Below are 25,545 nucleotides of genomic sequence, written 5' to 3' on the forward strand. Positions count from 1 at the left end.
GCTACCCAATTTGCCAGAATGGCACTCGTTTGGGCACCAATTTTAGAGATCCTGGGGCGTTCTCGACACTTTAAGACGCACTTTCGTCTGCTTTTTCGGCGGGAGCATAGTCGAACATGCGGTAGGTCTTTGACTTCTTGGCCCCGCCCCGCTCGAGGGAAGCTCGCGAGAGATGATTGCTTTCCAGGACCCAGGAAAACTCCACCTCCTGGACTCCCCACTTCTTGATGTCAGGGACCAAACGTTCCAGGATCACCAGGCCAATGCCCCAGCGCTGGTATTCGGGAACCACATTTGTTGAGATCAAGCGCATGTTCTTGATCGCCTTCTTATTCCACAAAAGGCGCATGAAACCGAAGGGGAACAACTTCCCGTCGATCTTTTTAATGCGGGGATTGTAGTCGAGCATGCTGAACATCGAACCGATCACTTTGCCGTCCACTTCGCATACCGAAGTTAACTCCGGCACCAGCAAGTGCTTCAAGTCTTCGGCCATCTTGTCGACCTCGGCCTTATCGATAGGGACGAAACCCCAAGTTCCGACCAGCGAGCGATTGTAGTTATCGAGAAACGTGTAGACGTCTTCCTTGAAGCGTTTTCGATCCATACGCCGTAGCTTCAAATTAAAACGGCTTTTGGCTTCATCGACGATGAATTTGAGCTTGGGGTCTAAGCCTTCCAGCATGTTGATATGCCCCCAAAACGCATACATGTCTTGGGTTTTCTCATACCCGTAGTCTGTAATGAGCTTTTCGTAATAAGGGGGGTTATAGGTCATCATGAAAGCAGGTGGGCTGTCAAAACCCTCAATCAGGGTGCCCACCTCGTGATTCAGCGATGGGTTGGCGGGCCCGCGCATCTTGTGGATGCCTTGCTCGGCGAACCATGCTTTGACGGCGTCGAACAACGCGCCGCTGACCTCCGTATCGTCGATGGACTCGAAGAAACCCCAGAAGCCCCGTTTCTCGTCGTACCGCTCGTTGTGCCCAACATTCAAGATGGCCGCGATGCGACCGACTACCTGTCCATCGCGCCGCGCTAAAAAGCACTGGACCTTGTTTCGCGTATAGAAGGGATGAGGGGCAAAATTGACTAGTTCTTTCAAATTTTGCCGAAGCGGTGGTACCCAGTTGGGATCGTCCCGATATAACTCCCAAGGAAACTTGACGAACTCGTTTTGCTGTCTTTTCGTAGTGACTGGCTCAGTGGTAATCGAGGACATTCGTCTCCGCTTTAGTCAAAGGTAGTGGGCGAAAAAGAACTTTTCAGGATTAAGATCGGCTCGAAAATCCGTCGCCACGGGAAAGTGGATTGCGCTCTGAATGCAGTCGCAATCCATGCTCAACAATACCGAGATGATAAATTCATCGCAAACCCAGCCCCAGATTCTGCATGCCCAGAATACCCCACAATCACTTAATGAAGCGAAACAGGTGAATTTTTCATTAAACGGCTTTTGGAGCCTGCCAAATTTGCAATAATCTGAAATTCATATGAACAAATTGATATGAGCTTTCCATGCGTTAAACTATGGCGAGCTATAGATTGTGAATTAGTTAACAAAGTGAATCCACTTGAATGAACCTGGTCGCGCTTGCGTGACTGGGATCGGCCCCACAGGCTCTGCCCCGTCTGTGGGGTTTTTTATGCGCCTGCGGATGGCCGGCTGTTATCGATCGGCGTGACCCTGGCCCCATCTGATAGCGAAGCCGCCGGGGAAACAAGGACCTGTTCTCCCGCTTTGATGCCCTGGGTCACTTCCACACTCAGATCGTTCATTAACCCTAGCTGCAAGTTTCGCCGTTCCAGTTTACCGCCTGATACAACATAGGCCTGCCAGTTGCCGGAGACATCGCGAAAGATGGCGGACCGTGGAATCACCAACGCCTGCGGCTTCTCTTCCGTGAAGATACGAACCTGCACACGATAGTCGACCCCCAAGCCGTGTTTCTCCAGCACGTCTGCGACGTGACCTGACTCGAAGCGAAGAATGACCAGCACGCGTTGTTGCTCGACGCCTAACGAGCTGACCTTCGTGAAGCCGGTCGGGTAGACCCGCTGGACTGTCATGGGGATCCCCTGGCCTGCTTCTGTGCCCAGGGATGGTCCGTAAATCTCGGCGCGATCCCCAGGCTTGATGCGGGTTGCATCCTGACTCAGGATTTCCGCTTCGACTTCCAATTGCGAGAGTTGACCGATCTCAAGCAAGGTCGTTCCGCCGGTAACCTGCTGTTCGCTGGTCAACTCTTTGGTGAGTATGATCCCTTCGACCGGGCTGGTCATGGTTGATCGCTGCATCCGCAGTTCGGCCATTCGCAGCCGAGCCTCTGCTTCGGCCTTCTGCTGCTGGAGCACGGCGACGGACAGATCTTTTCGGTCGATGTATTGAGAAACCATGCTTGGAAGCAGCTTGGTGGCTGCGTCGATCGACAAGATGGCCTGATAGGTCAGTGCATCGGTTTGAAATTCCGTGTCGCTCTCGACCTTTTGCAGTTGTGCTCGATCGAGATCATCTTCTGTCTTGGCGCCCTTCTCGATGAGTTTTTGAACGCGTTGTTCGTAGGTTGTCGCATACTCGAAGCGTGAACGGCTCGCCGTCATTTGCGTTTTGGCGGCTTCGACCGTATTCACCATCGATTGGACAAAGTATTCGGCTTGCTGCTTGGTCGTCTGTTCGACCGACTTATCACCGGTTTCCCGGATCGATGCGGCCAATCGCTCGACGGCGGCCTTCGACTCGTCGTACTCCGCCTCGACATCTTCTTGAACGATTTTGGCGACGACCTGACCTTGGGCGACGTGGTCACCTTCTTCCAGCGTGATCTCGCCTACCCGGGCATCGAACGGCATCGAAATGACATACGTACGCGGAAGTCGCGTCTTTCCCTGCTCGTCGACGTATTCCTGGATCGGTTCCATGGCAGCCGTAACAACGTCTACCGGCGGACCACCGTCCTGCATGACGTAGAAGACACCTCCTACGACAAGGATGGCGCCAACAATGATGGCAATCGTTTTGATCATGGTAAATTTCTTTCCGCCCACCTGACATCGCCGGGGGCTTGCCGGTCTACTCACGAACTTTCAAGGATTCCAACCAATTCATTTGGTAAATCTGCCATTGTACGACCGCGTGAGCCATCAGCGTGAAAAGCAACGCGGTAATGAATGCACTGACGTAGATCCATGGCGCGGTTACGATGGGAAAACGCACCAGATCCTGATCGATCATCTTGGTCATCAAATGAATGAGGAAGTAGCCAACCGGAAGACCCAGTACAGCGCCCAGCATATTAATCACCAAGCTTTCGCGGAGAAACAATAAACCGATCTCCCATCGTGTATACCCCATCGCCCCCATCGTTGCGACTTCGCACTGGCGCTCAGAAAGATTCACAAGCGAGGCATTCAACACGTTACCGAAGAAGATCGTCCCTGCGAAAATCACGATCATGCCGATGGCCACACTCTGGTTTTGGATAATCGTCTCGCGCATGTTCTTGATCAATTCCAAGCGAGAATTGATCGCTTCCATCGCCGGCATCTGCTTCAGCGTGCGATACAGCTCTCGCTGGGCTTTCTCCGTTTGATTGATCTTGAGCTGAGCGCCACTCATGGCAAACGACTCATTGCGAATTCGGCAGAGGTATTCAAGATCCGCGTAAACACTCAGCCCAAACTGACTTTCGCTGATGACCGCCAGGGGAACTTTCAGGGGATCGCGACGACCTGACTTCGGACGTATCTCGACCAGGTCCCCCACTTTCAAATGCAGATGGTCGGCCAGCCGGCGTTCCATGACCAGTCCGACACTGGGAATGTTGATACGGCGTTTTTCTTTATCGGTCGGAACGGTCAATTGAGCGTTACTGACAATACCTTGAATGGCTCCTTGCCGCTGGTACGGACCATTCACAAAATCACAGGCCACATTTAGCAGCGGCTCTGCCCGATCGACCCCTGGCAAATGGGACAAGTCGTACCAGGCCTGCCGATCGAGGGCATCTTTGAAGGTAAGGTCGATGTCACTACGGATCCGCAGTTCGAATTCGTCGCGGATAAAGTACTCGGTCGCTTCCATCATCATCAGGCCACTTACCAGAATGCCTGCCCCGACTGTGCCGGCGAACAGGGCAACCGCGGTACGCGTACGATGACGGACCATCGATCGCAGCGTGACACGCCAGCCGGGAGAAAGCTTGTCCCAGAGCAGCGTGAAGTGCTCTAAGAAGATCCGGCCACCGGTCGCAGGCGGTTCAGGACGCATCGCTTCGGCCGGACGCAACAAAAGCATCTGCCGTGCTCCGTAGACACTGCCAAGCATCGCACAGACGATACTGACAATCCAACCGATGATGTGCGTTTGCGGATAAAAGTCGTTTCGCAGGTCAGGGAACTGAAAAAAGTATTGATACTGATACAGCATCCCCATCGAGACGAGCGTTCCTAGGCCACTTGCCAGGATGCCTGCTGCCAGGCCGACCGTGGCTCCAAACTTCAGAAAGTGAAGGAAGATGGTGCCGTCGGTATAGCCGAGCGCTTTGAGCGTTCCGACCGTTGTCCGCTGCTGTTTGGCTAGCCTGGTCATCAGCACGTTCAAGATCAACGCGGCAACAACCAGGAACATGCTCGGCATGAAAGTCGACATCGTGCTCAGCTGATCGATCTCGTTGCTGACAAAGTAGTTGGAAGTGAAGTCCTTGAGTAGAGTGGCCGAGATGAATCCGGAAGACTCGAGTTTACGCTCGGCCAGATCGAGGACCGCCTTCTTTCCCTCTCCGATGTCTGGCGTAAATTGCCCAATGACCTGATTGGCAGCGCCTTCGAAGTCGAAGAGCTCTTCCATTTGCTTCCGTGGAAGATAGAAGACGCCGAAGTTCTCCGGATCCGGCGTCAGGCTGCCGGGGCCAATCAGGTACGTGAACTCCGAACTGATCGCCGTACCGACAATCAGAAATTCTTCCCGGCGATTATTCAGCAATAGGTGTAGCTTCTGACCTGGATGCAGGCGGTTAGCCTCGGCGAACTTGTCGTTTACGATCACCTCTGGCTCGCCGCGATCAGTAAAGTAATCACCGCGAATGAGCAGGATATCGTTGGTCACCGCATGCCGGCGATTGGGCATCGAAATCACCGTACCGTTGAGCGGTCGCATCCGTTGGTCCAGGTCGACCGTCACCGGAAACTGAATTCGTTCCTCCCAACTGCGAATGCCAGGGATCTCATTCAGCACTTCTAATTCGGGAAGGGGAGCCTTCTTCATGTCCAGCCAGAAGCCGGCCATGCGGCACTGGCGATAGTAGCGGTCCTTCGCGGCCTGCATGTTGTAGAAGGTCGACTGCGTACCAATGAGCAGGGACGAACCGAGCATCATGATGCTGATGATGGCGATCAACAATCCGCGAGCCGCAAACAGGTCTCGCAGCAACTTGCGGTTGAGGATGCTCACCAGACCACCTCCGAGGGAGGCAGTGGCTGCTGGTTCTCTTCGACGCTGACGATTTCGCCGCTACGAAGATGGATCACCCGGTGCGCTACATCAGCGAGTGCCGTGTTGTGCGTGATGATGAGGATGGTCGTTCCCAGGTCGCGGTTGAACTGCAGCAGCAGCTCGAGTGCACGAATTCCAGTCTCGAAATCGAGCGCCCCGGTCGGCTCATCGCACAGGAGCAGCTTGGGGTTTTTGACCACGGCCCGGGCGATCGCGACACGCTGCTGTTCGCCGCCGGAAAGCTGCGACGGGAAGTGGTCGGCACGTTCGGCCAGCCCGACCTTATCGAGTATCTCCCTGGCATCTAGCGGGTTCTCGGCCAACTCGGCCGCGGACAACACGTTCTCCAATGCCGTTAGGTTCGGTACCAGGTTATAGAACTGAAAGATGAAGCCAACATGCTTGCGGCGATAACGGGTAAGCACACTCGAAGAGACGGTCGCCAGATCGGTTCCATCGAACAGGACGCTGCCATGATTGGGCTGATCGAGGCCGCCGATCAGGTTCAAGATGGTCGACTTACCTGACCCACTGGGCCCCACCATCGCCAGGACTTCGCCATCGTAGATATCAAACGAAAGGTTTTTCAGGACTTCCACCTTCACCTCGCCCATGGTGAAGGTGCGTTCGACATCACGTACCGATAAAACGGCTGGCTTCAACGGAGGCTGCTCGTCCGGGCTTTGATTGCTCACGGCACCATGGGGGTGTGGGGATCCGAAAAGCTGCACCATACTCCGCCGTGGGGCGGGCGACAATAAAAGCAAAGCTTCTAGGCATACATTCCATGGTAATCGAATGCGTTATCAAATTCTGCTGTCCGCGTAGAAAATCGACCAACGAAGCCTGTTGGCCTTATCGCCGAGGCTCAACGCCGTATAGCTTGCGGACGAAGAAGTCGCGCGTACGGCGCATCCCATAGCGACCGCTGCCAATACCATGACCACCGCCCGGCACGACCAACAGGTCAAAGTCTTTGTCTGCTTTGACCAGGGCATTGACCACCTGCATGGTGCTGGCCGGATCAACGTTGGTGTCCATTTCGCCCACGATCAGGAAGAGATCACCTTGCAGCTTATGGGCGTGGGTGACGTTCGAGTTTTGAGCATACGACTCATCGATCGGCCAACCCATCCACTGTTCGTTCCACCAGATCTTGTCCATGCGATTGTCGTGGCAACCACAATCGGCAACTGCCGCGTCGTAGAAGTCGCCGTGCCAAAGCAATGCGGCCAGCGCGCTTTGCCCACCAGCGGAACCGCCGTAGATTCCGACCCGCTCAATATCCATGCTGGGGAACTTCTCCGCGGCCGCTTTCATCCAGGCAATACGATCCGGAAAGCCAGAGTCGGAAAGGTTCTTCCAGCAGACATCATGAAAGGCCTTGCCTCGATGATTGGTGCCCATGCCGTCGATCTGTACGACAATGAAACCGAGTTCAGCCAGCTCGCGCCGCCCACTGTGCATCGAGAAACGCTTCGGCACGAAAGCACTATGTGGCCCGGCATAGATGTATTCGATGACCGGGTACTTTTCGGCCGGATCGTAATTCGTGGGAAAGTAGATCACGCCGTAGATGTCGGTCTTGCCATCGCGTCCCTTGGCCGTGAAACGCTCGGTCATCTGCCAGCCGGTTTCCAGCAACTGGCTGGCATCGGCTCGTTCTAGCTCGCACACGAGCGAACCGTCTTCCACCCGACGAAGGGCATGCACCGGAGGAAGGTCGACCCGGCTGTACTGGTCGATTACATAACGTCCGTCGGGCGAGTAGTTGATTTGATGCGAGCCATCTCCTTCGGTCAGAATCGTCAGCCCGCTACCATCGAAATTGACACGGCAGTGATGCAGGTAATAGGGATCTTGTCCAGGAACGATGCCCCCGGCCGTAAACCAGATTTGTTGCTTGTCGCGATCGACACGTTCGATTTCGCGGACAACCCACTCGCCCTCGGTGATCGCATTGCGGACTTCTCCTTTGGCCGCATCGATCATGTAGAGATGATTCCAACCGCTACGCTCCGACATCCAGACCAACTCATTCTCTTCCGGCTCGGGGTTGTAATAGACCTTGTTGGTGTAATCGATGAAGGTGTTGCTCGTTTCTTCGACGATGGTCCGGACCGTTCCACTGCGCTCGATGGCCAGCACGCGGAGCGCCTGGTGACCTCGCTGGTTGTACAGAAAACGAAACTCGCTGCTGTCGGCCTGCCACGACTCTTCCGAGATAGCGTAGGGATTCTCGAACAGGCTTCGGTCGAGTGCAATCTCTTCCTTCGTTTCCAGGTCGAACAGCCGCGGCCATTGTTGGCGGATCTTGTCACCGGGTTTGTCATACGAAAACTTGTGGACCTTCGGCTGCAGTTGGTCTTCGGGAGATGATTCGACAAAGGTCACTTCCCTCCCCTGCCCTGGCGTGACTTCCATCACGATCAATCGTTTCGAGTCAGGCGACCAATAGAAGCGGTCGTTCAGGTATTTATCCGCTTTGCCATCGGTCGTCAGCCGAATCGGTTCGCCGGAGTTCTTCTGGCGGATCACGAGGTTGTGATCCTCAATCGATGCGGTCCACTGGTCATCGGGAGACGTACGACTTGGTCGTGGTCCACGGTCGCCCCGTCGACGACGTCGGGGCAATTCGCGGACATTCTTTCCGTCGACCTTCAACACACTGACCGGATCGGCGGCTTCGAAGACGGCCAGGGCTTGGCCGCGCGGATTGAGGACCAGCCAGACGTGACCGACAAACGTACGCCGTTCGTAGTCCTTCTTAGCAGCGACATCGTTGTAGAAGACCGGTCGTCCGTCGCGATCGATCCAGAATAGTTTCACCGTGTCTGCCGTTTCGTTGACGATCTTCAGGGTGATTTCGCCCCCTTTATCGGTCGAAGGGTACGGTCGCTGGAACGCAGGCATGCTGGAAAGAAGCGACTCGGTCGGTTGGTCAAGCCGCGCTAGTGACTGATCGCTGCGGTCGACCTGAAAGGTGTCTCCAGCCACCTCAAAGATGATCCGGTTGAAGTCTTCCGAAAACTGAATTCGCTCGAAGGGTAACCGAGCCGGCTGGATCTCTTTCTTCAGTAATTCGCCCAACTGTTGAGCGAGCTTGCCGTGATCGAACGCCGGTTCGCGCAGGCCTTTGGTGGCATCCACAAAAACGAATTCATGCTGCCCTTGCCCTGTTCGCACGCGATACCAGAACTGGTCTCCTCCTGTCAGCCAGTTGGGTGTGACATCATCGCGAAATACCTTGCCGGAAGTCATCCGTCCCAACTGCTGCATGCGCTGATAATCGGCTGCGGTTCCCTGCGCGAAGATCGGCGCAGTTGCAACGAATAACAAAGTAGCGAACAAGAAGATGCGAAGCGCAAGCGTCATGGCAAATCGAGAGATAGAGGGTAAAGGTGGGGCTTAAGGGGTAATTCCATCATAGATTCAAGCCGCCGGGCAGCAACCTGAATCGATGACACAACGTGGAACCTTTTTGCAGCACAGCCTATTTTGCATCCGACACTGGATTTTGCGCATAAAGTTAGGCATGCTGAGAGACATTGATAGCAATCGAGACCTGGCCCAAAGATGCCATCATCGTGCGAAGCGTGTTAGGCCAAGGGAGAACCATTATGTCCTACGATGAAATCCAGGACGTGCCAACGGATGAATCATCACCGATCCAGGATGCCCGCACGCAGTTTACGATACTCGACATCATGGTGGGTGTGACGATCGCGGCGGTGACGTGTGGGTTCTGGTTGCAGACATCCCAGCCGCAAATGCCCATGATCCAAGTCGTGTTCATGATTCCGGCACTGATCAATTTCGTGCTCGGGGGAACAACGCTGTTTTCCTTTGGTCGCCGCTACTTGTTGAAACAACCCATCGATTTTCAGCCAGGGCATTGGCTGCTTTGTCTGATTGGCGTCTCATTCATTATTCAATCGATCGCGAATCTGTTGCGGGCGGTTCTCTTCTCTCGAGAAGAATCCATCGTCTTGGACGATCAGAGCCCAATGATGTTTCTTTTCCTCGGGCAGCAGCTTGTCTTTCTGGTTTGCTTTTTAGTCGCGGGAATCTTGATGCCGGTGAGGCCTGCCTGGCGATTGGCCCTGGTCACACCGATTCTGCAAAGCGTGTTGGTCATGCTTCTGTTTGGAAGTATGCTCTTGCAGGATCAGTGGTATTTTCTCAATGACATCTACTCGTACGCGAACGTGGCGATTAACATCCTGGGGATATTTGTGGTCGTCGTTCTCGCCGTGTGGGACCAGGCAACGACACACGATCGCCGAGATTGGCTGCACTGGCTGGGAGTCGCTGCGATGCTGCTATGGAATCTGCCGATGCTGATTTTGCAGGTGGTGAACTTCTTTCCGTTCTGACACGATTGCAGCTCTATCGAATCAGTTCTCCACCAGCTCAGCCGCCATACGCGCCGTGCTGTTGGGGTGATCGTTCAGTAGCGTCGAGCTTGACTCGATCGTCTTTTGCGCCCACGCGCTGTACTGATTGGCCTGGTCAGGCACCCGCTTGGCCAGCTCTTTCAGATTACTAACCGAAACGGCATTTCCGCTCGGTAAAGCGCCATCGGTATAAAGCTTGCCGCGAACGATCAGATTCGAGTTGTCATCCGGCGTGAAGTAGTACCCGCCGAAAGCTTCATCCCAGTAGTGTTTCTGCTGCGTAGCTTGTAGTTTGACAGCCTCGTCTATCCAACGCTGATTGTCGGTAGCCTCGTGCAGAGCAAGCAGACCATCGATAAGCATAGCATAATCATCCACGTAGGCCGGTGGCTGATTCTCTTTGGTTTCGGACGTGCGGCGGAGGCGACCATCGTTATCGGCAGCCGACTTCAGCAAATGGTTGGCTGCCTGGGAAGCTGCTTCGATGTAACGCGGCTCCTCCAAGATTCGTCCGGCATCGGCCAGGCCGCGGATCATTTGTCCGTTCCAGCTGGTGATTACCTTCTTATCGAGAAACGGCCTGGTTCGTTGATTGCGAATCGCCAAGAGTGCCGCTTTCAAATCGTCCAGCTTTTCGGCTTCTGGGGCACCGTGAAATTGCGGGACGTAGTATTCGTCTTCGAAGTTAGGCTCGCCAGTCATGCCGAAGGCCTGTTCAGCCAGACGCAGCTGATCGGCCGAAAGCTTCTCGTGAAGTTCCTCAGGCGCGTAGCGATAGTAGGCTCCTTCTTCCCCGTCGGAGTCCGCATCGATCGCGCTATAGAATTGTCCCTCGGGGCCGGTCATCTCACTGAGTACGAAGTCGGCGATCCCGCGGGCAACCTCGGCGAACTCGGGCTTTTCAAGCGACTTCGAGGCCTGGGCATAGATCGAAAGCAGCTGAGCGTTGTCGTATAGCATCTTCTCGAAGTGGGGGATCTTCCAGTGTCGATCAGTGCTATAGCGATGGAAGCCTCCACCCACCTGGTCATAGATGCCGCCGTGGGCCATCTTCTCAAGCGTTAACTCCAACATGTTACCGGCAGTGGCGTTGCCGGCGTCGTTCCGCTTCAGCAGGTACGTCAGGTACGATGGCTGTGGGAACTTGGGAATGCGGTCCTTCCCTTCTTCGAACTCGAATCCACCGAAGCGTGGATCAAACTCTTTCTCAAGCGTGCGGTCGAACGTCCGGAAGATGCTATCGCTTTCTGCTAGGTCTGGCGGCAACAGCGGGCGACCGAGTACCTGCTTCAAGGCCCGCGTGACGTTGTCTCCCACTTCTTCCAGTTGCTTGGGTTGCTCGCTCCAGGCTACCGCGACTCGTTTAGCCAACGTCAGAAAACCTGGCTGCACACCGATTGCCTGACCATCGGCCAGCGGTACTTCGCGATCTTCGGCCGGAAGATAGGTCGTGCCGATAAAGGGTTTGGCATCGGGCGTCAGAAAGACGTTCAACGGCCAGCCGCCGCTGTTGGACATAATCTGCGTGGCCAGCATGTATACGGAATCGACGTCAGGGCGTTCTTCCCGATCGACCTTGATACAGACGAAGTGCTCGTTGAGAAACTCGGCGATCTTGGGATCGGAAAAGCTCTCCTTTTCCATCACGTGGCACCAGTGGCAACTGGCATAGCCGATCGAAACGAAGATCGGCTTGTTTTCGGCCTTCGCTTTGGCCAGTGCTTCTTCTCCCCAGGGGTACCAGTCGATCGGGTTCCCGGCGTGCATCTGCAAATAGGCCGAGGTCTCCAGTCGCAGGCGATTTTTCTGCGGGGCGTCTTCGGCCCAGGCGAAATGCGCCGCGATTATCACTAAGATTGGCGCTAAAATAGCGAAGTATTTCATGAGGTGACGGCCTTTAGGTGGGATGCCGAGGTGAGTAGTGTCCCTTGAGGATAGGCGATCGGCGGAAAGATTGCGAGTGAGAAAGGAGAACCAAAGGTGGACGTGAAGTGTCCTGATTGTGACGTAATGATGGAAGAAGGATTTCAGCCCGAGTTCATGGACGGGGGCTTCATTATCCAGTCACGCTGGGTCAAAGGTCAGGCAACGTTTTCCAGCCTCACTCCTCTCGCGTTTGGTGGCTGTGCCAATGCTCTGCGAGTGACCTCGTTTCGCTGCCCAGGGTGCGGGCTGCTGCGTCAGTACGCGCTTGGAAAGTAAGGCACCGGGAAACTCGCGTTGCCTCTGATCTGCCCGGCAAGGTAAGGTGGGCGTTGTGCGTCTATTTGGCCGAAGTCTATCGCAGGAGAAGTCAAAATGATTCGACGGATCGGGCTAGGGATGTTGCTCAGCACCATGCTGGTGACGGTCGCTTTTGGAGCGGATGAAGCGAATCGATCGAGCCACAAGGCAATCAAGAGCTCGGGCGTCCCTTGTTTTTCAAACGGCGGGATGACTTACCAGCAAGGGATTGTCGCTGCGAGCTTACCGCATTGGTGGCAGAAACCGGGAACCGAGATGACTTGGTTCGAGTTCACGCGTCGCCATGTCATCACCCCGCAGGACATGGTCACCAAATTTCGACCGGAGCTTATGAGTCTCATAGGACCACGTGGCCCGATCATTATGGAAGAAGAGCCTCTGCTCGGGATTGACTGATAATAGGTCTGGCGAGAACCATGCCGTACATCATGCTGATCCATTGGATCGCCGACTTCCTCTGCCAAAGTCGGTGGATGGCTGAGAACAAGAGCAAGAACCTCGCGGCGCTATCTGCCCACGTGGGCGTCTACACGGCCGTGATGGGCGTGGCCTGTATACCGATGCTGGGGCTGGTGCCAGGCATTCAGTTCGCACTGATCAACGGCGTGCTGCACTTCGCGGTCGACTTCGGCACCAGCCGCGTGACGTCGTATTTCTACCAGAAACAAAACATGCACGCGTTCTTCGCGACGGTAGGCTTTGACCAGTACCTGCACTTCTTGTGTCTGTGGTACGTCAAGGTTTGGGTTACGTGAAGAAGCTTAAGGAAAAAATAAACCCAGGGCATAAGCCCTGGGTTATTGTCTTTAAGATCACGTGATCCGACAGCAGGTTAGTAAGCATCTCCTGAAACCACTTCGCCACCGTTGCGGGTTGCCAACGCCTGGTAGACGGCCAGGTCGATCGTTTCGGTGATCAGGTGAGCCGAGCCGTCGGCGAAGACGAAGTTCGTGCCGGCTGGGTGGCGGCTGCCGAAGTCGTCGAGGTGGTGCTCTCCGTGATCGTGATCGTCGTCGCCATCGTCATCATGATCGTGCTCTTCGTCGTACTGGCTGTTGGGCGCGTGGTCGGCAATACCCAGAATGCGGGCAATCGCTTCTTCGCCGCCACTGACCGAACCAACCCATGTGCTGAACAGCAGTTCGTCGGCTCCACGAATCGACGTAGCTCGTTCGCCGACCATCAACGTGTGGCTGGTACCGTCGGTCACGTCTCGCATGGCTCGCTTGGCGTTGTGCCCGAGCATGCCGTTGCCGTCGCAGCGCTGTCCGGCCGGTAGGCCTTCGCAGTCGTGCAGTTCGATCGTGCCGAAGCAGCCGACGTAGTTTGCGGAGGCTAGTTCCAAATGCGAACCGTCTTCCATGTGTAGGTCGAACACTTCCGGCGAACGATCGCTAGGGCAGGCATACGGCAGAATGATCGTTTCGCGAGCCTGTTGGTTGTTGCCATGGGTGATGCTTAAGCGATAGTCAATCAGGCTATCGGCGATGTTGCCTTGTTCCATCTGCGGCAGAATCAGCGACGCCCAGCCCCAGCCTGGTTCGCCTTCGGCGAGGGGAGTCTTCGTGTCGGAGGCGGTGGCGATGTAACCACTAGGGAAACTGCCGAACGTATCGTGATAGTTGTGCATGGCCAGGCCGAGTTGCTTCAGGTTGTTGAAGCAGGAAGTCCGGCGAGCCGCTTCACGAGCTTGTTGCACAGCTGGCAGCAGCAGGGCAATCAAGACGCCGATGATGGCGATCACGACGAGCAACTCAACGAGTGTAAAACCTTTGCGTAGGGTCATTTCTAAGATTCTCTATGGGTATAGGCAGCCCAAAACACACCAGGTGTGTCCGGGGGATTAATGAAATTGTGTAGCGTACAGAGGCGTGCTTCGCGAATATTGCGGAGCACGGGCGATGAAAGTTGATGGTTAGGACACCGGGACATTGGAGTCACAGAGCCTAGACCTCTCTCCTCGATGGTTGAGGAAAAAGGAATCATCGTTGGCGCATAAGGGAAGCGCCATAGCTAAGAGTTACGCTACCGGGGGTGCCCGTGGAGAATTAGGACCCAATAATTTCGCCGTGATCAGGCGAGTTGATTGCGGGACGATATCGCTGAGAACAACGCGATCGACCGTAGCAACCAGGGGAGTCTCTGCCATTTGCCCCAGGGCCAAATGTTGACAGAGCAAACAACCATCGATCGCGACCCCGTGCGAATGCTCGCCGGCGTGCCAGCCTGGCACTTCCTGCGAAACCGGTTCGGCGTGGTCATGACTGTGGTCGTGATGATGATGATGTCCATGATCATGGTGGTGGTGCCCATGATCTTCGGCCACTGCCACCGGGTGATGGGAATGGCCTGGCAGGTGCGCGTGCTCACAGCCGGACCAGGCATGAATTACCTGTCCAAAAAGCTGTACCACCAGATAGGTGGCAATCAGAGCGTAGCTACCAAATTGCCGCATAGAATTCCCAGAGGACATGATTGACCTTTAAAGCAACCACTATTCTAGACAGAAGGCCATGGTCTGCTCAACGCATTCATGAACACTTCACGGCGAATTCGCGGAAACTACCGACCCCAACCGAGGGGCAAAAATGCTTGACAGCGGTGCTGTTTTCGGTACGCTGCCAGCTTTTCTGCCCCTAAGCTCACCCTTTGAAAGCCCTTCGCGATGCAATCCCCTCTTTGGACACTTTGTCGCAGCTGGACAGCCTTTCTGCTTTTGGCCGTCGCTATGCCGGTCTTGGCTGAGGATACTGCCAGGAAAGTTCCCGTCATCGAACAGGTCGACGAAGCGGTCGCGAAGCTGATTGATGAGAACGTTGTAGCTGGGGCCGTTACCCTGGTCTCGGAGGACGGCAAGGTGGTTCATTTGAGTGCCGTTGGCAAAGCCGATCTCGAGTCGAACAAGCCGATGACGCGAAATTCCATGTTTGCGATCGCTTCGATGACTAAGCCAATTACGGCGACCGCGCTGATGACTCTGGTTGAAGAAGGGAAAGTGAATCTCGATGATCCGGTTTCCAAGTACATCCCCGAGTTCGCCGACGTCAAACTCGAGGGAAAGAAGCTCGAGAAGCCGATCACGCTACGTCAGGTTTTGACGCACACCTCGGGCTTGGGTGGTGATCAACGTGTGGTGAAGTCTCTGGAAAACCAGGGAAAGATCTTGGCCGAACGTCCCCTGTACAGCTTGCCGGGAACCAAGTGGCAATACAGCCCTGGCTTAAACGTGGTGGGTCGCGTAATCGAAGTCGCCTCGGGCAAGCCGTACGGTGAATACCTGCAAGAGAAGATCTTCAATCCACTGAAAATGAACGACACGACGTTCGCCCCGACGGACGAGCAAAAGCCACGCATCGCCACGTTGTATGCATTGGATAAAGATAGCGGTGAATTGAAGCCGAGCACCAGACGGAATGGGAACGTCGAAACCAATCCCTACCCCAGTCCGAGCGGGGGACTTTACTCAACGGCAAGCGATCTATTTCGCTTCTACCAGATGATGCTCAACGGGGGCTTTCTCGGTGGCACCAAGATCCTATCGCGGGATTCCGTGACCGAACTAACCAAGGCGCAGACCCCAGATGAAATCGTCACCGGCTTCACGCCTGGCAATCGCTGGGGGCTTGGTTACTGCGTGGTGAAAGAGCCGCAAGGCGTAACCGAAGCGCTGAGCCCTGGCTCGTTCGGGCACGGCGGAGCGTTCGGCACACAAAGCTGGGCCGATCCGAAAACAGGCCGAGTCTATCTGCTACTCGTTCAACGCTCGAATTTTCGCAACAGCGATGCAAGCGACTTGCGGAAGGATTTTCAGAACGCCGCCAAAGCAGCGCTGAGTAAGTGATTCTAAGCATGCCGATCGCTTCAACTCGTGTCCTGCAATGTTGTCGGCTGGCAATCCTCTGCGCGGTGCTGGCATTGCTGCCAACTCCGTTGCTTTTGGCACAAGCACAGCCAGATCCTCCCCTGGTCGACTCATTTCGCCAGTGGCATGACGTCAGTGGAAAAATTCTGACAAAATCGCGATTCGCTTATCCGGACGGCGATCGTGTAGCGCTTTGGACGGAAAGCGGGCAAATGTTGCTCATTCCCCAGGCACGGTTTTCCGCTGTCGATCAAGAATGGATTGCCGCGCAGCACGTGAAGATTCTTCGCGGAAAGGTCATCTTCGTGGCCGATGGCGACACGATCGGCCTGCTCGATGCGGATAAGAAACAGCATCGCATTCGCTTAGATGGAATCGACGCACCAGAGCGCGGTCAGGCCTTTGGAACCAAGAGTCGCCAGGCTCTGAATGATGCGATCTATGGCAAAGAAGTCGTAGTCGCTTACGAGAAGACCGATCTATACGGAAGGATCCTCGGCCAAATCTACCTGGCAGATCGCTGGTTGAATTACGATCAACTCGCTCGCGGAATGGCCTGGCATTACCGTCACTTCAATGGGGATGCTTACCTGGCCGAAAGCCAGAAGACGGCCGCAGCAGGGAAAGTCGGGCTTTGGCGCGATGTAAGTCCTGAGCCACCCTGGCGATATCGACTGGCAGAGAAACGCCGGCGAGAAATGGATGATGCGAAGCGCCCGGCAGAACCGATGCAGCCGACGGGCTACTGGCTGAACACTTCGAGCGGCGTGCGGCACAACAAGATGTGCGAGCATTATGGCAAAACGAGCCGCGGGAAGTATTGCGACGCCGATGAAGGGAAACCGTGCGGCCAGTGCGGCGGGTGAGCTAAGTCACCATCGCCGTTGACTTTTCGCCTCAAACCGCGACTACGCGGATGCTTTGGTCTTTACCTGTTGCTTGTTCCAGAAACGGGTCCAGAGACCAATGCGTCGAACCATCGGAAGGATGGTCGCTGCCAATTGATCCGAATGGACTGCTTCTTCGTGGTGCAGGAACAAAGCACGAGCAAGGGTCGGAATCTGTCCCTCTTTCTTGGCCTTGGTCATCTTGCGATGCCACGAGCTCAACAGGTCGTGCTTGTATTCGAGTGGATTCCAGAGATCGATGTCGGTCAGACGGCCCACTTCAACGGCACGTTTGGCGACCGTGGTCCCCAGGAACATAACCCCTTGAAGTTCTTCAGCTTGCGTCTGATGAACGGCCTCGATCGGCGTGGTAGGAAGAAGCTGTAAGTTGGGGAGCGTGTCGGTTTCCAGGGCATCCGCAATGCCGCGTAGAAGATACGTTCCGCCAGCCATCTGATCGTCAAGCGAGACGACAACAACGGCTTTTTGACCCATGGTTTGGGTTCCTGATGCAGAGAATAAGTTGTTCGTGCGTAGCGTATTAACGCTTACTTTGGCCCGACTTGGCAATATCGATTGGGGAAGATTGTTGCGATCTTCACCAAGCATTGAAGCGTACGTTACAAACCTGCGTCGTTCGCTCACAGTGCAAAGTTGGGAACTGTTCTCTGAGAAGTGCAAACTGTGTGCCTCTTGCGTTCTTCTCAGTTGCTAGCCTCGATGTGCGTTAGCTATTCAATCCAATCGATCTTCCAGCCGCGGAAAGTTGCCTCGAACGTCTAAAAGAAGAACAAAACGCCAGAAAAAACTTTCAGTACTACGTAAAGCCGTTACGATAGGGGGTTAGGCGACAAGGTTTTCATTCATTCTGAACATAATGTCGCTCTTCCTGATCCATCCTATCTTTTCTGTTCTGGAGACCATCATGCGAAACGTAAAGGGATTTACCCTCGTTGAGTTATTGGTTGTGATCGCCATTATTGGCGTCTTGATTGCCCTGCTTTTGCCGGCCGTGCAGCAAGCCCGTGAAGCGGCTCGGCGGATGCAATGCTCGAATAACTTAAAGCAGATCGGCATTGCCGTGCACAACTATCACGATGTCTATGGCAAGTTCCCCAGCGCCATGATGCTCGATCAGGCTCGCTTGGCTGTCAGCAGTTGTCCCGAAGGAAAATGTGGCACGTGGACTTGGACAGCATTCATCTTGCCGCAGGTCGAGCAGGACAATCTCTACGATCTTCTTCAGGTGGGCATTCTTCCGGGTGAAGTCTCGCTGGGGGATGCCACCCGACTTGCCGCGGCAAAGGAAGGTTTCGATGGATACCGTTGTCCGTCAGCAAGCGGCCCGGATGAAAACACCGCCCGTAAGGTTCCCTCTGGCAGTGGAGACGGCAGTGCGGATTGCACAGGCAGTGGCTGCGACGCGATTGCTTTGGCCAACTATGTTGGTGCCAACGATAGCAATACGCTCGATCGAGACAACTGGAATGGCTTCATGGCCAAGGACACCAATGGGCGCGTGTTTAAGTTCAAAGACATGGTCGACGGGACGAGTAACACGATTGCCATCGGTGAACGAGCCTACAAGCTGGCCGATCGAACGCTACGTGCTGGAACTCAGTTAGTGGCCAACGGGGACACGGCCAACCATAGCCGTCAGGGACATTCGTATGTCACCGCAGGTGGTCGCTGGCCAATCAACTGCACGAACTCGCAAGATTGTGATCGCGGCTTTAGCAGTAACCATCCCGGCGGTGCCCAGTTCCTGTTCGTCGATGGCTCGGTGCACTTCCTGCCGGAAACCATCGATCACGATACCGACAGCAACGTCGACAGCGTGTACGAGTACCTCATCTGCAAAGACGATGGCAATCCGATCGGAGAGTACTAAGTCTGATTCGGCTGTTGATCTTCTCTTTTGCTATGGAATGCGAGGTACTCATGCTTGCTCGTTTGTCTTGGACGCTCATGCTGTTTTTCTGCTTGGTCGGATGTGGTTCTTCCGGTCCCCAGTTGGGGACCGTCGAAGGGTCGGTCACGCTCGATGGCAACCCTTTGACCGGTGCCGTGGTATCGTTTCGTCCTCTCGAAGGAGGTCGCACCGCGGAAGGTGTCACGGATGAAAGTGGGAACTTCACGATCGAGTTTGCCGCCGGATCCAAAGGCGCGCTATTGGGAGATCACGAAGTCCGCGTGACGACGTTTCGTGAACGAGTGATCGGCGACAATGGTCGGGTAGAAGATCCCGGCATGCCGGAAAAGGTGCCCAACAAGTACAACGAAGATTCAGAACTGGTACGAACTGTCGAACCAGGGAAGAATCACTTCGACCTGGAACTGACCAGTTCCTAGTCAATCGATTGCAATCGCAGCAAGGGCAGGCTAACCTCAAAGGTCGATCCTGCCCCTTTCTCATTTCTTGCACCACGATAGAACCACCCACCATGACTCACTTACGACTTTTCTCTGTGCTGGCGATTCTCGCGTTTGTTTCCCCTGCCTTTGCTGCCGAATCGGTTGCCGTAAACTTGTGGCCCGAGGGCAAAGTCCCTGGTCTGGCTGCCGGCGAGAAGGAAGAGATCGTCGATGAAATGGACGATCGAATCGGCAACCGCGTGACAAAGGTGACCAAACCGAAGATCACCGTCTACAAGCCGGACGCAGAAATCGACACCGGTGCGGCCGTGGTCATCTGTCCTGGTGGCGGATATCACATCCTGGCCTATGACCTGGAAGGGGTCGAGGTTGCCCAGTGGTTGAACAAGATCGGTGTGACCGGGGTCGTGCTGCACTACCGTGTTCCTCGTGCCAAGGAAGGTGAGGTGTACGCCAACCCACTGAGCGATGCTCAGCGTGCGATTCGCGTCACCCGAGCCAATGCCGAAGCATGGAAGATTGATCCCCAAAAGGTTGGCATCCTGGGTTTCTCCGCCGGTGGTAACCTGGCTGCCGTCACCTCCAACGCGGAAGATGCCGCTTACAGTCCCATTGATGACGCCGATAAACTGAGCGCTCGCCCGGACTTCTCGGTGCTCGTCTACCCTGCCTATTTGAATAAGAAGGATGCCGACACCGAGCTGACGCCGGAAGCTTTCGTCGATGAAAACACGCCACCGGCGTTCCTGGTCCACACCAGCGACGACCGTATCTCTTCGACCGGCAGCATTGCTTATTACTTGGGCCTGAAGCGACTGAACATTCCGGCCGAATTACACGTTTTCACCTCGGGTGGCCATGGCTATGGTCTGCGACCAACCGAGAAGCCAGTCACCCACTGGCCAGATCTCGCGAGCGAGTGGCTGAAGAAAGAAGTCCTGAGCAGCAAGCAAGCGGCCAAGTAAGCCGCTTGAGTTAGAGGCTTCGCAGAAACTGGATCAGGTCATCCAATTGCTGGTCGGTCAATTCGACCGCCAGCTGGTGTCCGTGGACCTCGAACACATCTCGCAGCGAGGTCGCCCTGGCATCGTGAAAGAACGTATCACGATGCCCGATCCCGCGAAGTGAAGGTGGATTGAATTCGCGGTTCAACTCTTTATCGTGCATCCCCACGTCGTAGACTTCCGGCGAAGTATAGAGCGGCGGAGCATGGCACTTGATGCAGTTGTTACGCAGGAAGATCTGCCGGCCGTGTTCGATAGCGGCCTGCTCGCGTGTGGCTTGCAGCATGTCGATCGGTGGCGGAAGCGGCAGGCTCTTCATGTAGGCCGCCAAGGCCGAGGCCTGCTGATCGGTAAGGTCACGACCATGCATGGTTGTTTTAACCGAGTTCTTGGCCTGCTCTTCCAGCGTGTCACTGACGGCCAGCCAACCAAAGGGTGGTGTATCGGCTTTCCCCAAAAGCGAAAGAATCCGCTTGGGTGCGCCGTACGAGCGATCGCTTAAGTTGTCGCTACTCAGGCCGTTGGTATGGCCATCGGTATGACAGCTATGACATGACATCCACCCTTCCATCGATAGGCGGGCATTGTGGAACAGGCGTTCTCCCTGTTCGGCCAGCTTCGGTTCTCTCACTGCACCCAGCGAGATCCGCCCCGTGGTTTCTGCCTTCTTGATGTTGACGAGCGAAATCGAATCGCCGAATCCGTTGGCCACGTAAATGACGTCTTTCTCAGGCGAAATGACGACCGCAGTCGGATGCTCTTCGACCGAGACACGAAACAGCCCAAAGGCTTCGTACTTACCAATGCCTACCTGCCCTGTGCCTCCCATGGAAACGACTGCCTGTAGATCGTCGATCACGGCGATGTCGGTCGGGTCTCCCCCCCCCTTGCCTGGCTCGCCGATGGGATGCATGAAACCGTTACCGTAGAAATCAGCTTCCGGGTTCAGCACATGGTCCAGTGGTACCCAGCGCAGCTCGTTGCTCATCACCAGGCCCCAGTGGATATCGTTCTCGTTGGTAACCGCCAGGCTATTGAGCAGTTGATGGGCGAATAGTAGTTTCGTTCCATCAGGCGAAAGCGCCATCGCGCGAATGTTATGCGCCGGAAACTCACGCATATGCCGCACAGTGAATGTGTTGGCATCGACGATGGCCAACCGGCCGCCGAAGTTGTCCGCCACTAAGATCGATTGACCATCGGGGACAAACAGCACCACCCGTGGGGCAAACGGCAGAATCAATTCCCGCTGGAGCTTGAGTTGATCACCGGCAATGCTGAGCGAAACGACCTTTCGGGGCCAGAGACAGCTCACGCAGATCTGTTGTCCGTCCGAGCTTACATCCGACTTGACCGGAGAGTAGGGAAGCTCGACACGCGAGAGAATGTCCAGTACGTCTCCATTTTGTTTCAGTAAAATGGCTTCGTTTGTTCCGCCATCCAGGGCCAGAATTCGTTGCTGGGGAAGTGGCAGCAGGTCAATGATCGATTGGCCAATACGCCATTCCGTAGAGATCTTCCCCTCGCTGCGATCCACGACCGAGATCGTACCGGTCCCACGATTGGCAGTCAGCAGGAACTGGCCATCTTCGCTCAGAATGAGGTCTTCCGGGCAGCGAAGTGCCGGTTGAGACGGATCCACGCGGTCAGCAGGTGCGGCGTAGCTAACGGACGCCAAAAGGAGCACAGCGGCGATTGCGGGGAAACGGATCATGAGCCAATAGATGCGGAGGGAAAAAGGTCGGGGGAATAACTGATTTTCCCATAGCAGCCCGACTGGGACAAGCCAAAACGGGGAATCTCGTCCCGGCAAGAGTGGCGTGATTTGTGTTTCGAGCCTAAGTACAATACAGAGACCTTTCCCCAAATCCGGAGATTTTCCCTATGTTGACTCGCCGCATCGTCTTTACCGCTCTGACATTTGCCTGTGTGGCAATGGTTACGCAACTGGTTCAAGCCCAACAATCGAAAGTGATTGAGATTGGGAAGAAGGTCGTGGATGAAGACCCCACGTTTGCGTTCTACATTGGGACCTATACCCGCGGGGACAGCAAGGGCATCTATCGTAGCGAGCTCAATCGCCGGACCGGCGAAATGAGCCTTCCAACGTTGGCGTATGAAATCGACAACCCTTCGTTTTTGGCGGTCAGTAGCGATCAGAAGAATCTTTACGCGGTTGGCGAAGTCGCAGATTTCGGCGATGGCGACTCGGGTGCGGTCTCGGCGTTTACCTTTAATGAGGATGGAACCCTCAATTTGCTTAACCAGGAAGCTTCTGGAGGAGGCGGTCCTTGCCATGTCGAGATTGCTCCGGGAAAAAGTTTCGTGATGGTTTCCAATTATGGAGGTGGTTCGTTCTCGACTCTGCCGATCGGTGAGGACGGCCAGTTGGCCCCAGCGACCTCCTTCTTCCAGCACGAAGGTTCAAGCGTGAATGAAGGTCGCCAGAAGGGACCGCATGGGCATGGCATGTATAACGTTGCCGGAAGTCGACTCTTGTTGGCGGCCGATCTGGGGCTCGACAAAGTAATGATCTATCGGACGGTCAATGGAACGACCGGTGAGTTGGAGTTGAATGATCCGGCATATCTCGAAATCACCCCAGGCTCAGGTCCACGCCATCTGGCGGTCAATGGAACCGGTACGCGAGTTTACGTTCTGAACGAGCTCGATTCGACTTTGGATGTCTTCGCGCTGAATCCCAACACGGGCGCAAACGAGCATCTGCAGCGCGTACCAACATTGCCGAAAGACTTTGAGGGAAATAACACGACCGCAGAGATCTATATCCATCCCAGCGGACGATGGGTGTATGCCTCGAATCGTGGTCACGACAGCATTGCCGCTTACCGAATTGATGACGAAACAGGCTTGGTTACCCTGTTGGGGCATTTCGGCACGATGGGGAAGACACCGCGTCACTTCCGGATTTCCCCCAACGGTCAGTTTCTGCTGGCGGCAAATCAAGACACCAATAACATCGTGATCTTCGAGGTCGATCAAAAGATCGGAACGCTCAAGCCACTGCCCTCGCAGATCTCGGTGCCAAATCCCTGCTGCATCGAGTTTGTACAGTAATAACTGCAACTCGGAATGAAACGTTGTTGGATGGCTATCACTTCTAATCGGTGGTGGCCATCTTTCTATTTAGGGGCGGATTGAGGCAAAGGAATTTCGTTGCGTACTTTGGCCATTGGCGATGTGCACGGATGTTTGACCGCGCTGGATAAGATGCTGGCACTCGTCGAACTCACGCCGGAAGATCGCGTGATATTTCTGGGGGACTACGTCGATCGCGGTCCTGATTCGTGTGGCGTGATCGATCGCATCTTGGAGCTGCGCGACCAATACAACATCATTTGCTTGACCGGCAACCACGAGATCATGATGAGCTCGGCCCGCTATGATTACCTGATGTATGAATCTTGGCTGAGGTATGGCGGCCAGGAAACGCTGGCATCTTATTCTCACGAGGATGGGGAAGAGTCTCCCTTGGACGCTATTGCCCAACGTCATTGGCGATTTCTCGATGAGGTATGCCTGCCGTGCTTTGAGGACGATTCTCATATCTTCGTCCATGCCAATGTCTCGCCCGATCTTCCGCTGGACGAGCAGGAAGATGAAATCCTTTACTGGGACCGATTCGCCAACAACGGGCCGCACTGCTCAGGCAAGACGGTTATCTGCGGTCATACCTCGCAGAAGTCAGGCCTACCGCTCAATGTGGGCCATTCGGTGGTGATCGATACTTGGGTTTATGGAGAGGGTTGGCTGACCTGCTTGGATATTCAGAAAGGTCATTTCTGGCAAACCAATCAGGCAAATCAGCATCGTCTAGGCGTGCTAGCATAGGGTTCAAGCAGCTCGAGAACCGCGATATCACGTCGCATGTCACCCGAGTCGTTTCGATTTCACGATGTGAGAATGCTTGCCCTTGACCCCTTAGAGCAATCCTCCTATCGTTTTCGCTTACCGCGTACCCGTCAGCAGGCAGGATGCCTTCAACTTTGCGTGGAAAAAGCACGAATTCATCAAGGAAGTCAGGGATGACGACAGCAAACAATGGCGTGGAAGCATCGGGTGTTTCGCAAGTTCCACTGCTGGACATTGGCCGTGGCAATGCACCGTTGAAAGAAGAATTCATGGCGGCTTTCGAGTCGGTTCTCGACTCAGGCCGGTTCTTGTTTGGCCCCGATGTTTTCCAATTGGAAGAAACGTGTGCGGCCGCATCACAGGCCAAGTTTGGCATCGGCTGTGCTTCGGGTAGTGATGCTTTGCTCCTTTCCCTCATGGCTCTGGATATCGGCCCAGGCGACGAAGTCCTGGTGCCCAGCTTCACCTTCTTCGCGACGGCCAGTTGCGTTTGGCGCTTGGGTGCAAAGCCTGTCTTTGTTGATATCGAACCGAACTCGTTCAACATCGATCCAACTCGCTTGCAAGAACAAATCACTCCAAACACCAAGGCGATCATTCCGGTCCATCTGTTCGGCCAATGTGCCGACATGACCGAGATCAACAAGATCGCCCAGATGCACGACATTCCGGTTATCGAAGACGCCGCCCAAGCCATTTTGTCCGAGCACAAAGGCCAGCGAGCTGGCAGCATGGGTCTGGCCGGATGTATCAGCTTCTACCCAACCAAGAACCTCGGCGGCATGGGCGACGGCGGTATGCTGGTCACCAACGACGAAGACTTCGCTGCCAAGCTGAAGCTCCTTCGCGGACACGGCATGGAGCCCCGCTACTACCACCAGGTTGTCGGGATCAACAGCCGCTTGGACACGCTGCAGGCTGCAGCCCTTAACGTCAAGATGAAGCACATGGCCGAGTGGACCGAGATGCGACGTCAGAACGCCATGCGGTACACCGAACTGTTCAGCCAATGTGGTCTGGACCTGGTGCTGAAGCTACCGACCGAAATCGAAGGCAGCTACCACGTTTGGAACCAGTACACCGTTCGCGTCCCACGTGGCGGACGCGATTCGCTCCGCAAGCACCTGGCCGACCTGAAGGTTGGTAGCGAGATCTACTACCCGGTTCCGCTGCACCAGCAGCAGTGCTTCGCCTCGCTGAAAGAAGAGCTGGCACCACTGCCGGAAACGGAAAAGGCCGCCGAAGAAGTGTTGGCCCTGCCGATCTTCCCAGAACTCACCGCCGCCGAACAGCGTCACGTGGTGAGCTCGATCGCGATGTACTACGGCATCGAAGCCAACTTTGAAGCAACTGCCCGTCGCAAGTCGGCCTAGGCGATATCCATTCAAAACGAAAAGTAGAAGCGACGCTC

At 55.1% G+C, this 25,545-nt stretch carries 22 protein-coding genes; 12 read left to right on the forward strand and 10 right to left on the reverse strand.

Features of this window, described 5'->3' with window-relative positions:
* Nucleotides 1-70: 70 nt before the first annotated feature.
* From PSR63_RS11390 to PSR63_RS11410, 5 genes are all read right to left on the reverse strand, one after another.
* Nucleotides 71-1,222: an N-acetyltransferase gene (locus PSR63_RS11390; RefSeq protein WP_274333382.1), complete on the reverse strand. Its 1,152-nt coding sequence runs from the start codon at nt 1,220-1,222 to the stop codon at nt 71-73.
* Between the two features lie 422 nt (nt 1,223-1,644).
* On the reverse strand, nt 1,645-3,024 hold the full coding sequence (locus PSR63_RS11395; protein WP_274333384.1) for an efflux RND transporter periplasmic adaptor subunit: 1,380 nt from the start codon (nt 3,022-3,024) through the stop codon (nt 1,645-1,647).
* A gap of 46 nt (nt 3,025-3,070) precedes the next feature.
* A complete protein-coding gene (locus PSR63_RS11400) occupies nt 3,071-5,449 on the reverse strand; it encodes an ABC transporter permease (protein WP_274333386.1) in 2,379 nt (792 codons plus the stop codon).
* Nucleotides 5,446-6,186, reverse strand: coding sequence for an ABC transporter ATP-binding protein (locus PSR63_RS11405; RefSeq protein WP_274333388.1), 741 nt, complete (start codon nt 6,184-6,186; stop codon nt 5,446-5,448). Before PSR63_RS11405 ends, PSR63_RS11400 begins: the two co-directional genes overlap by 4 nt.
* Before the next feature lie 160 nt (nt 6,187-6,346).
* Nucleotides 6,347-8,866 carry a prolyl oligopeptidase family serine peptidase gene (locus PSR63_RS11410; protein ID WP_274333390.1) on the reverse strand — a complete coding sequence of 840 codons (2,520 nt, stop codon included), beginning with the start codon at nt 8,864-8,866 and terminating at the stop codon, nt 6,347-6,349.
* A gap of 245 nt (nt 8,867-9,111) precedes the next feature.
* On the opposite strand from PSR63_RS11410, the gene PSR63_RS11415 reads away from it, so the two are divergent.
* On the forward strand, nt 9,112-9,867 hold the full coding sequence (locus tag PSR63_RS11415) for a hypothetical protein (protein WP_274333391.1): 756 nt from the start codon (nt 9,112-9,114) through the stop codon (nt 9,865-9,867).
* A 21-nt stretch (nt 9,868-9,888) separates the two neighbouring features.
* On the opposite strand, the gene PSR63_RS11420 is transcribed toward PSR63_RS11415, so the two are convergent.
* Nucleotides 9,889-11,772, reverse strand: coding sequence for a thioredoxin domain-containing protein (locus PSR63_RS11420; RefSeq protein ID WP_274333393.1), 1,884 nt, complete (start codon nt 11,770-11,772; stop codon nt 9,889-9,891).
* Nucleotides 11,773-11,868: 96 nt separating this feature from the next.
* On the opposite strand from PSR63_RS11420, the gene PSR63_RS11425 reads away from it, so the two are divergent.
* The 3 genes from PSR63_RS11425 to PSR63_RS11435 all read left to right on the forward strand — a co-directional run bounded on the left by PSR63_RS11425 (nt 11,869) and on the right by PSR63_RS11435 (nt 12,887).
* Nucleotides 11,869-12,090, forward strand: coding sequence for a hypothetical protein (locus PSR63_RS11425; protein WP_274333395.1), 222 nt, complete (start codon nt 11,869-11,871; stop codon nt 12,088-12,090).
* Nucleotides 12,091-12,186: 96 nt separating this feature from the next.
* Nucleotides 12,187-12,528 carry a hypothetical protein gene (locus tag PSR63_RS11430; protein WP_274333396.1) on the forward strand — a complete coding sequence of 114 codons (342 nt, stop codon included), beginning with the start codon at nt 12,187-12,189 and terminating at the stop codon, nt 12,526-12,528.
* 20 nt (nt 12,529-12,548) lie between these two features.
* Nucleotides 12,549-12,887, forward strand: coding sequence for a DUF3307 domain-containing protein (locus tag PSR63_RS11435; RefSeq protein ID WP_274333398.1), 339 nt, complete (start codon nt 12,549-12,551; stop codon nt 12,885-12,887).
* A gap of 77 nt (nt 12,888-12,964) precedes the next feature.
* Here the strand turns inward: PSR63_RS11435 and PSR63_RS11440 are convergent, their stop codons facing one another.
* Nucleotides 12,965-13,918: a DUF1559 family PulG-like putative transporter gene (locus PSR63_RS11440; RefSeq protein ID WP_274333400.1), complete on the reverse strand. Its 954-nt coding sequence runs from the start codon at nt 13,916-13,918 to the stop codon at nt 12,965-12,967.
* A gap of 234 nt (nt 13,919-14,152) precedes the next feature.
* A complete protein-coding gene (locus PSR63_RS11445) occupies nt 14,153-14,587 on the reverse strand; it encodes a hypothetical protein (protein WP_274333402.1) in 435 nt (144 codons plus the stop codon).
* A 210-nt stretch (nt 14,588-14,797) separates the two neighbouring features.
* Between PSR63_RS11445 and PSR63_RS11450 the strand changes: the two genes are divergently transcribed.
* Nucleotides 14,798-15,973 (forward strand): serine hydrolase domain-containing protein, encoded by a 1,176-nt coding sequence (locus PSR63_RS11450; protein WP_274333404.1) that lies wholly within the window; start codon nt 14,798-14,800, stop codon nt 15,971-15,973.
* Between the two features lie 8 nt (nt 15,974-15,981).
* Entirely contained in the window at nt 15,982-16,860 is an 879-nt protein-coding gene (locus tag PSR63_RS11455) for a thermonuclease family protein (protein WP_274333406.1), read from the forward strand.
* A 42-nt stretch (nt 16,861-16,902) separates the two neighbouring features.
* Here the strand turns inward: PSR63_RS11455 and PSR63_RS11460 are convergent, their stop codons facing one another.
* Nucleotides 16,903-17,376: a hypothetical protein gene (locus PSR63_RS11460; protein ID WP_274333407.1), complete on the reverse strand. Its 474-nt coding sequence runs from the start codon at nt 17,374-17,376 to the stop codon at nt 16,903-16,905.
* Nucleotides 17,377-17,806: 430 nt separating this feature from the next.
* Between PSR63_RS11460 and PSR63_RS11465 the strand changes: the two genes are divergently transcribed.
* The 3 genes from PSR63_RS11465 to PSR63_RS11475 all read left to right on the forward strand — a co-directional run bounded on the left by PSR63_RS11465 (nt 17,807) and on the right by PSR63_RS11475 (nt 20,222).
* On the forward strand, nt 17,807-18,772 hold the full coding sequence (locus tag PSR63_RS11465; RefSeq protein WP_274333408.1) for a DUF1559 domain-containing protein: 966 nt from the start codon (nt 17,807-17,809) through the stop codon (nt 18,770-18,772).
* Nucleotides 18,773-18,822: 50 nt separating this feature from the next.
* Nucleotides 18,823-19,233, forward strand: a complete 411-nt coding sequence (locus PSR63_RS11470) for a carboxypeptidase-like regulatory domain-containing protein (RefSeq protein ID WP_274333409.1) — start codon at nt 18,823-18,825, stop codon at nt 19,231-19,233.
* A gap of 92 nt (nt 19,234-19,325) precedes the next feature.
* A complete protein-coding gene (locus PSR63_RS11475; RefSeq protein ID WP_274333411.1) occupies nt 19,326-20,222 on the forward strand; it encodes an alpha/beta hydrolase in 897 nt (298 codons plus the stop codon).
* A gap of 10 nt (nt 20,223-20,232) precedes the next feature.
* On the opposite strand, the gene PSR63_RS11480 is transcribed toward PSR63_RS11475, so the two are convergent.
* Nucleotides 20,233-21,975, reverse strand: coding sequence for a cytochrome c peroxidase (locus PSR63_RS11480; protein ID WP_274333413.1), 1,743 nt, complete (start codon nt 21,973-21,975; stop codon nt 20,233-20,235).
* 170 nt (nt 21,976-22,145) lie between these two features.
* Here PSR63_RS11480 and PSR63_RS11485 point away from each other — a divergent pair, with 170 nt between their 5' ends.
* The 3 genes from PSR63_RS11485 (at nt 22,146) to PSR63_RS11495 (ending at nt 25,507) form a co-directional block, all read left to right on the forward strand.
* The gene (locus PSR63_RS11485) at nt 22,146-23,339 is read left to right on the forward strand and encodes a lactonase family protein (protein WP_274333415.1); all 1,194 of its coding nucleotides are present in this window, start codon (nt 22,146-22,148) and stop codon (nt 23,337-23,339) included.
* Nucleotides 23,340-23,438: 99 nt separating this feature from the next.
* Nucleotides 23,439-24,113, forward strand: coding sequence for a metallophosphoesterase family protein (locus PSR63_RS11490; RefSeq protein ID WP_274333416.1), 675 nt, complete (start codon nt 23,439-23,441; stop codon nt 24,111-24,113).
* A gap of 194 nt (nt 24,114-24,307) precedes the next feature.
* The gene (locus PSR63_RS11495; RefSeq protein WP_274333417.1) at nt 24,308-25,507 is read left to right on the forward strand and encodes a DegT/DnrJ/EryC1/StrS family aminotransferase; all 1,200 of its coding nucleotides are present in this window, start codon (nt 24,308-24,310) and stop codon (nt 25,505-25,507) included.
* Nucleotides 25,508-25,545 lie beyond the last annotated feature (38 nt).

This window comes from Bremerella sp. P1 (genome assembly GCF_028748185.1).
Lineage (GTDB): Bacteria > Planctomycetota > Planctomycetia > Pirellulales > Pirellulaceae > Bremerella.

Excerpts from the sequence above, each read along its gene's own strand:
- PSR63_RS11440 (WP_274333400.1), bottom strand. The coding sequence starts at position 13,918 with ATGACCCTACGCAAAGGTTTTACACTCGTTGAGTTGCTCGTCGTGATC.
- PSR63_RS11430 (WP_274333396.1), top strand. The coding sequence starts at position 12,187 with ATGATTCGACGGATCGGGCTAGGGATGTTGCTCAGCACCATGCTGGTG.
- PSR63_RS11390 (WP_274333382.1), bottom strand. The coding sequence starts at position 1,222 with ATGTCCTCGATTACCACTGAGCCAGTCACTACGAAAAGACAGCAAAAC.
- PSR63_RS11460 (WP_274333407.1), bottom strand. The coding sequence starts at position 17,376 with ATGGGTCAAAAAGCCGTTGTTGTCGTCTCGCTTGACGATCAGATGGCT.
- PSR63_RS11470 (WP_274333409.1), top strand. The coding sequence starts at position 18,823 with ATGCTTGCTCGTTTGTCTTGGACGCTCATGCTGTTTTTCTGCTTGGTC.
- PSR63_RS11415 (WP_274333391.1), top strand. The coding sequence starts at position 9,112 with ATGTCCTACGATGAAATCCAGGACGTGCCAACGGATGAATCATCACCG.
- PSR63_RS11495 (WP_274333417.1), top strand. The coding sequence starts at position 24,308 with ATGACGACAGCAAACAATGGCGTGGAAGCATCGGGTGTTTCGCAAGTT.
- PSR63_RS11475 (WP_274333411.1), top strand. The coding sequence starts at position 19,326 with ATGACTCACTTACGACTTTTCTCTGTGCTGGCGATTCTCGCGTTTGTT.
- PSR63_RS11450 (WP_274333404.1), top strand. The coding sequence starts at position 14,798 with ATGCAATCCCCTCTTTGGACACTTTGTCGCAGCTGGACAGCCTTTCTG.
- PSR63_RS11485 (WP_274333415.1), top strand. The coding sequence starts at position 22,146 with ATGTTGACTCGCCGCATCGTCTTTACCGCTCTGACATTTGCCTGTGTG.
- PSR63_RS11455 (WP_274333406.1), top strand. The coding sequence starts at position 15,982 with ATGCCGATCGCTTCAACTCGTGTCCTGCAATGTTGTCGGCTGGCAATC.
- PSR63_RS11445 (WP_274333402.1), bottom strand. The coding sequence starts at position 14,587 with ATGCGGCAATTTGGTAGCTACGCTCTGATTGCCACCTATCTGGTGGTA.
- PSR63_RS11435 (WP_274333398.1), top strand. The coding sequence starts at position 12,549 with ATGCCGTACATCATGCTGATCCATTGGATCGCCGACTTCCTCTGCCAA.
- PSR63_RS11420 (WP_274333393.1), bottom strand. The coding sequence starts at position 11,772 with ATGAAATACTTCGCTATTTTAGCGCCAATCTTAGTGATAATCGCGGCG.
- PSR63_RS11480 (WP_274333413.1), bottom strand. The coding sequence starts at position 21,975 with ATGATCCGTTTCCCCGCAATCGCCGCTGTGCTCCTTTTGGCGTCCGTT.
- PSR63_RS11410 (WP_274333390.1), bottom strand. The coding sequence starts at position 8,866 with ATGACGCTTGCGCTTCGCATCTTCTTGTTCGCTACTTTGTTATTCGTT.
- PSR63_RS11465 (WP_274333408.1), top strand. The coding sequence starts at position 17,807 with ATGCGAAACGTAAAGGGATTTACCCTCGTTGAGTTATTGGTTGTGATC.
- PSR63_RS11395 (WP_274333384.1), bottom strand. The coding sequence starts at position 3,024 with ATGATCAAAACGATTGCCATCATTGTTGGCGCCATCCTTGTCGTAGGA.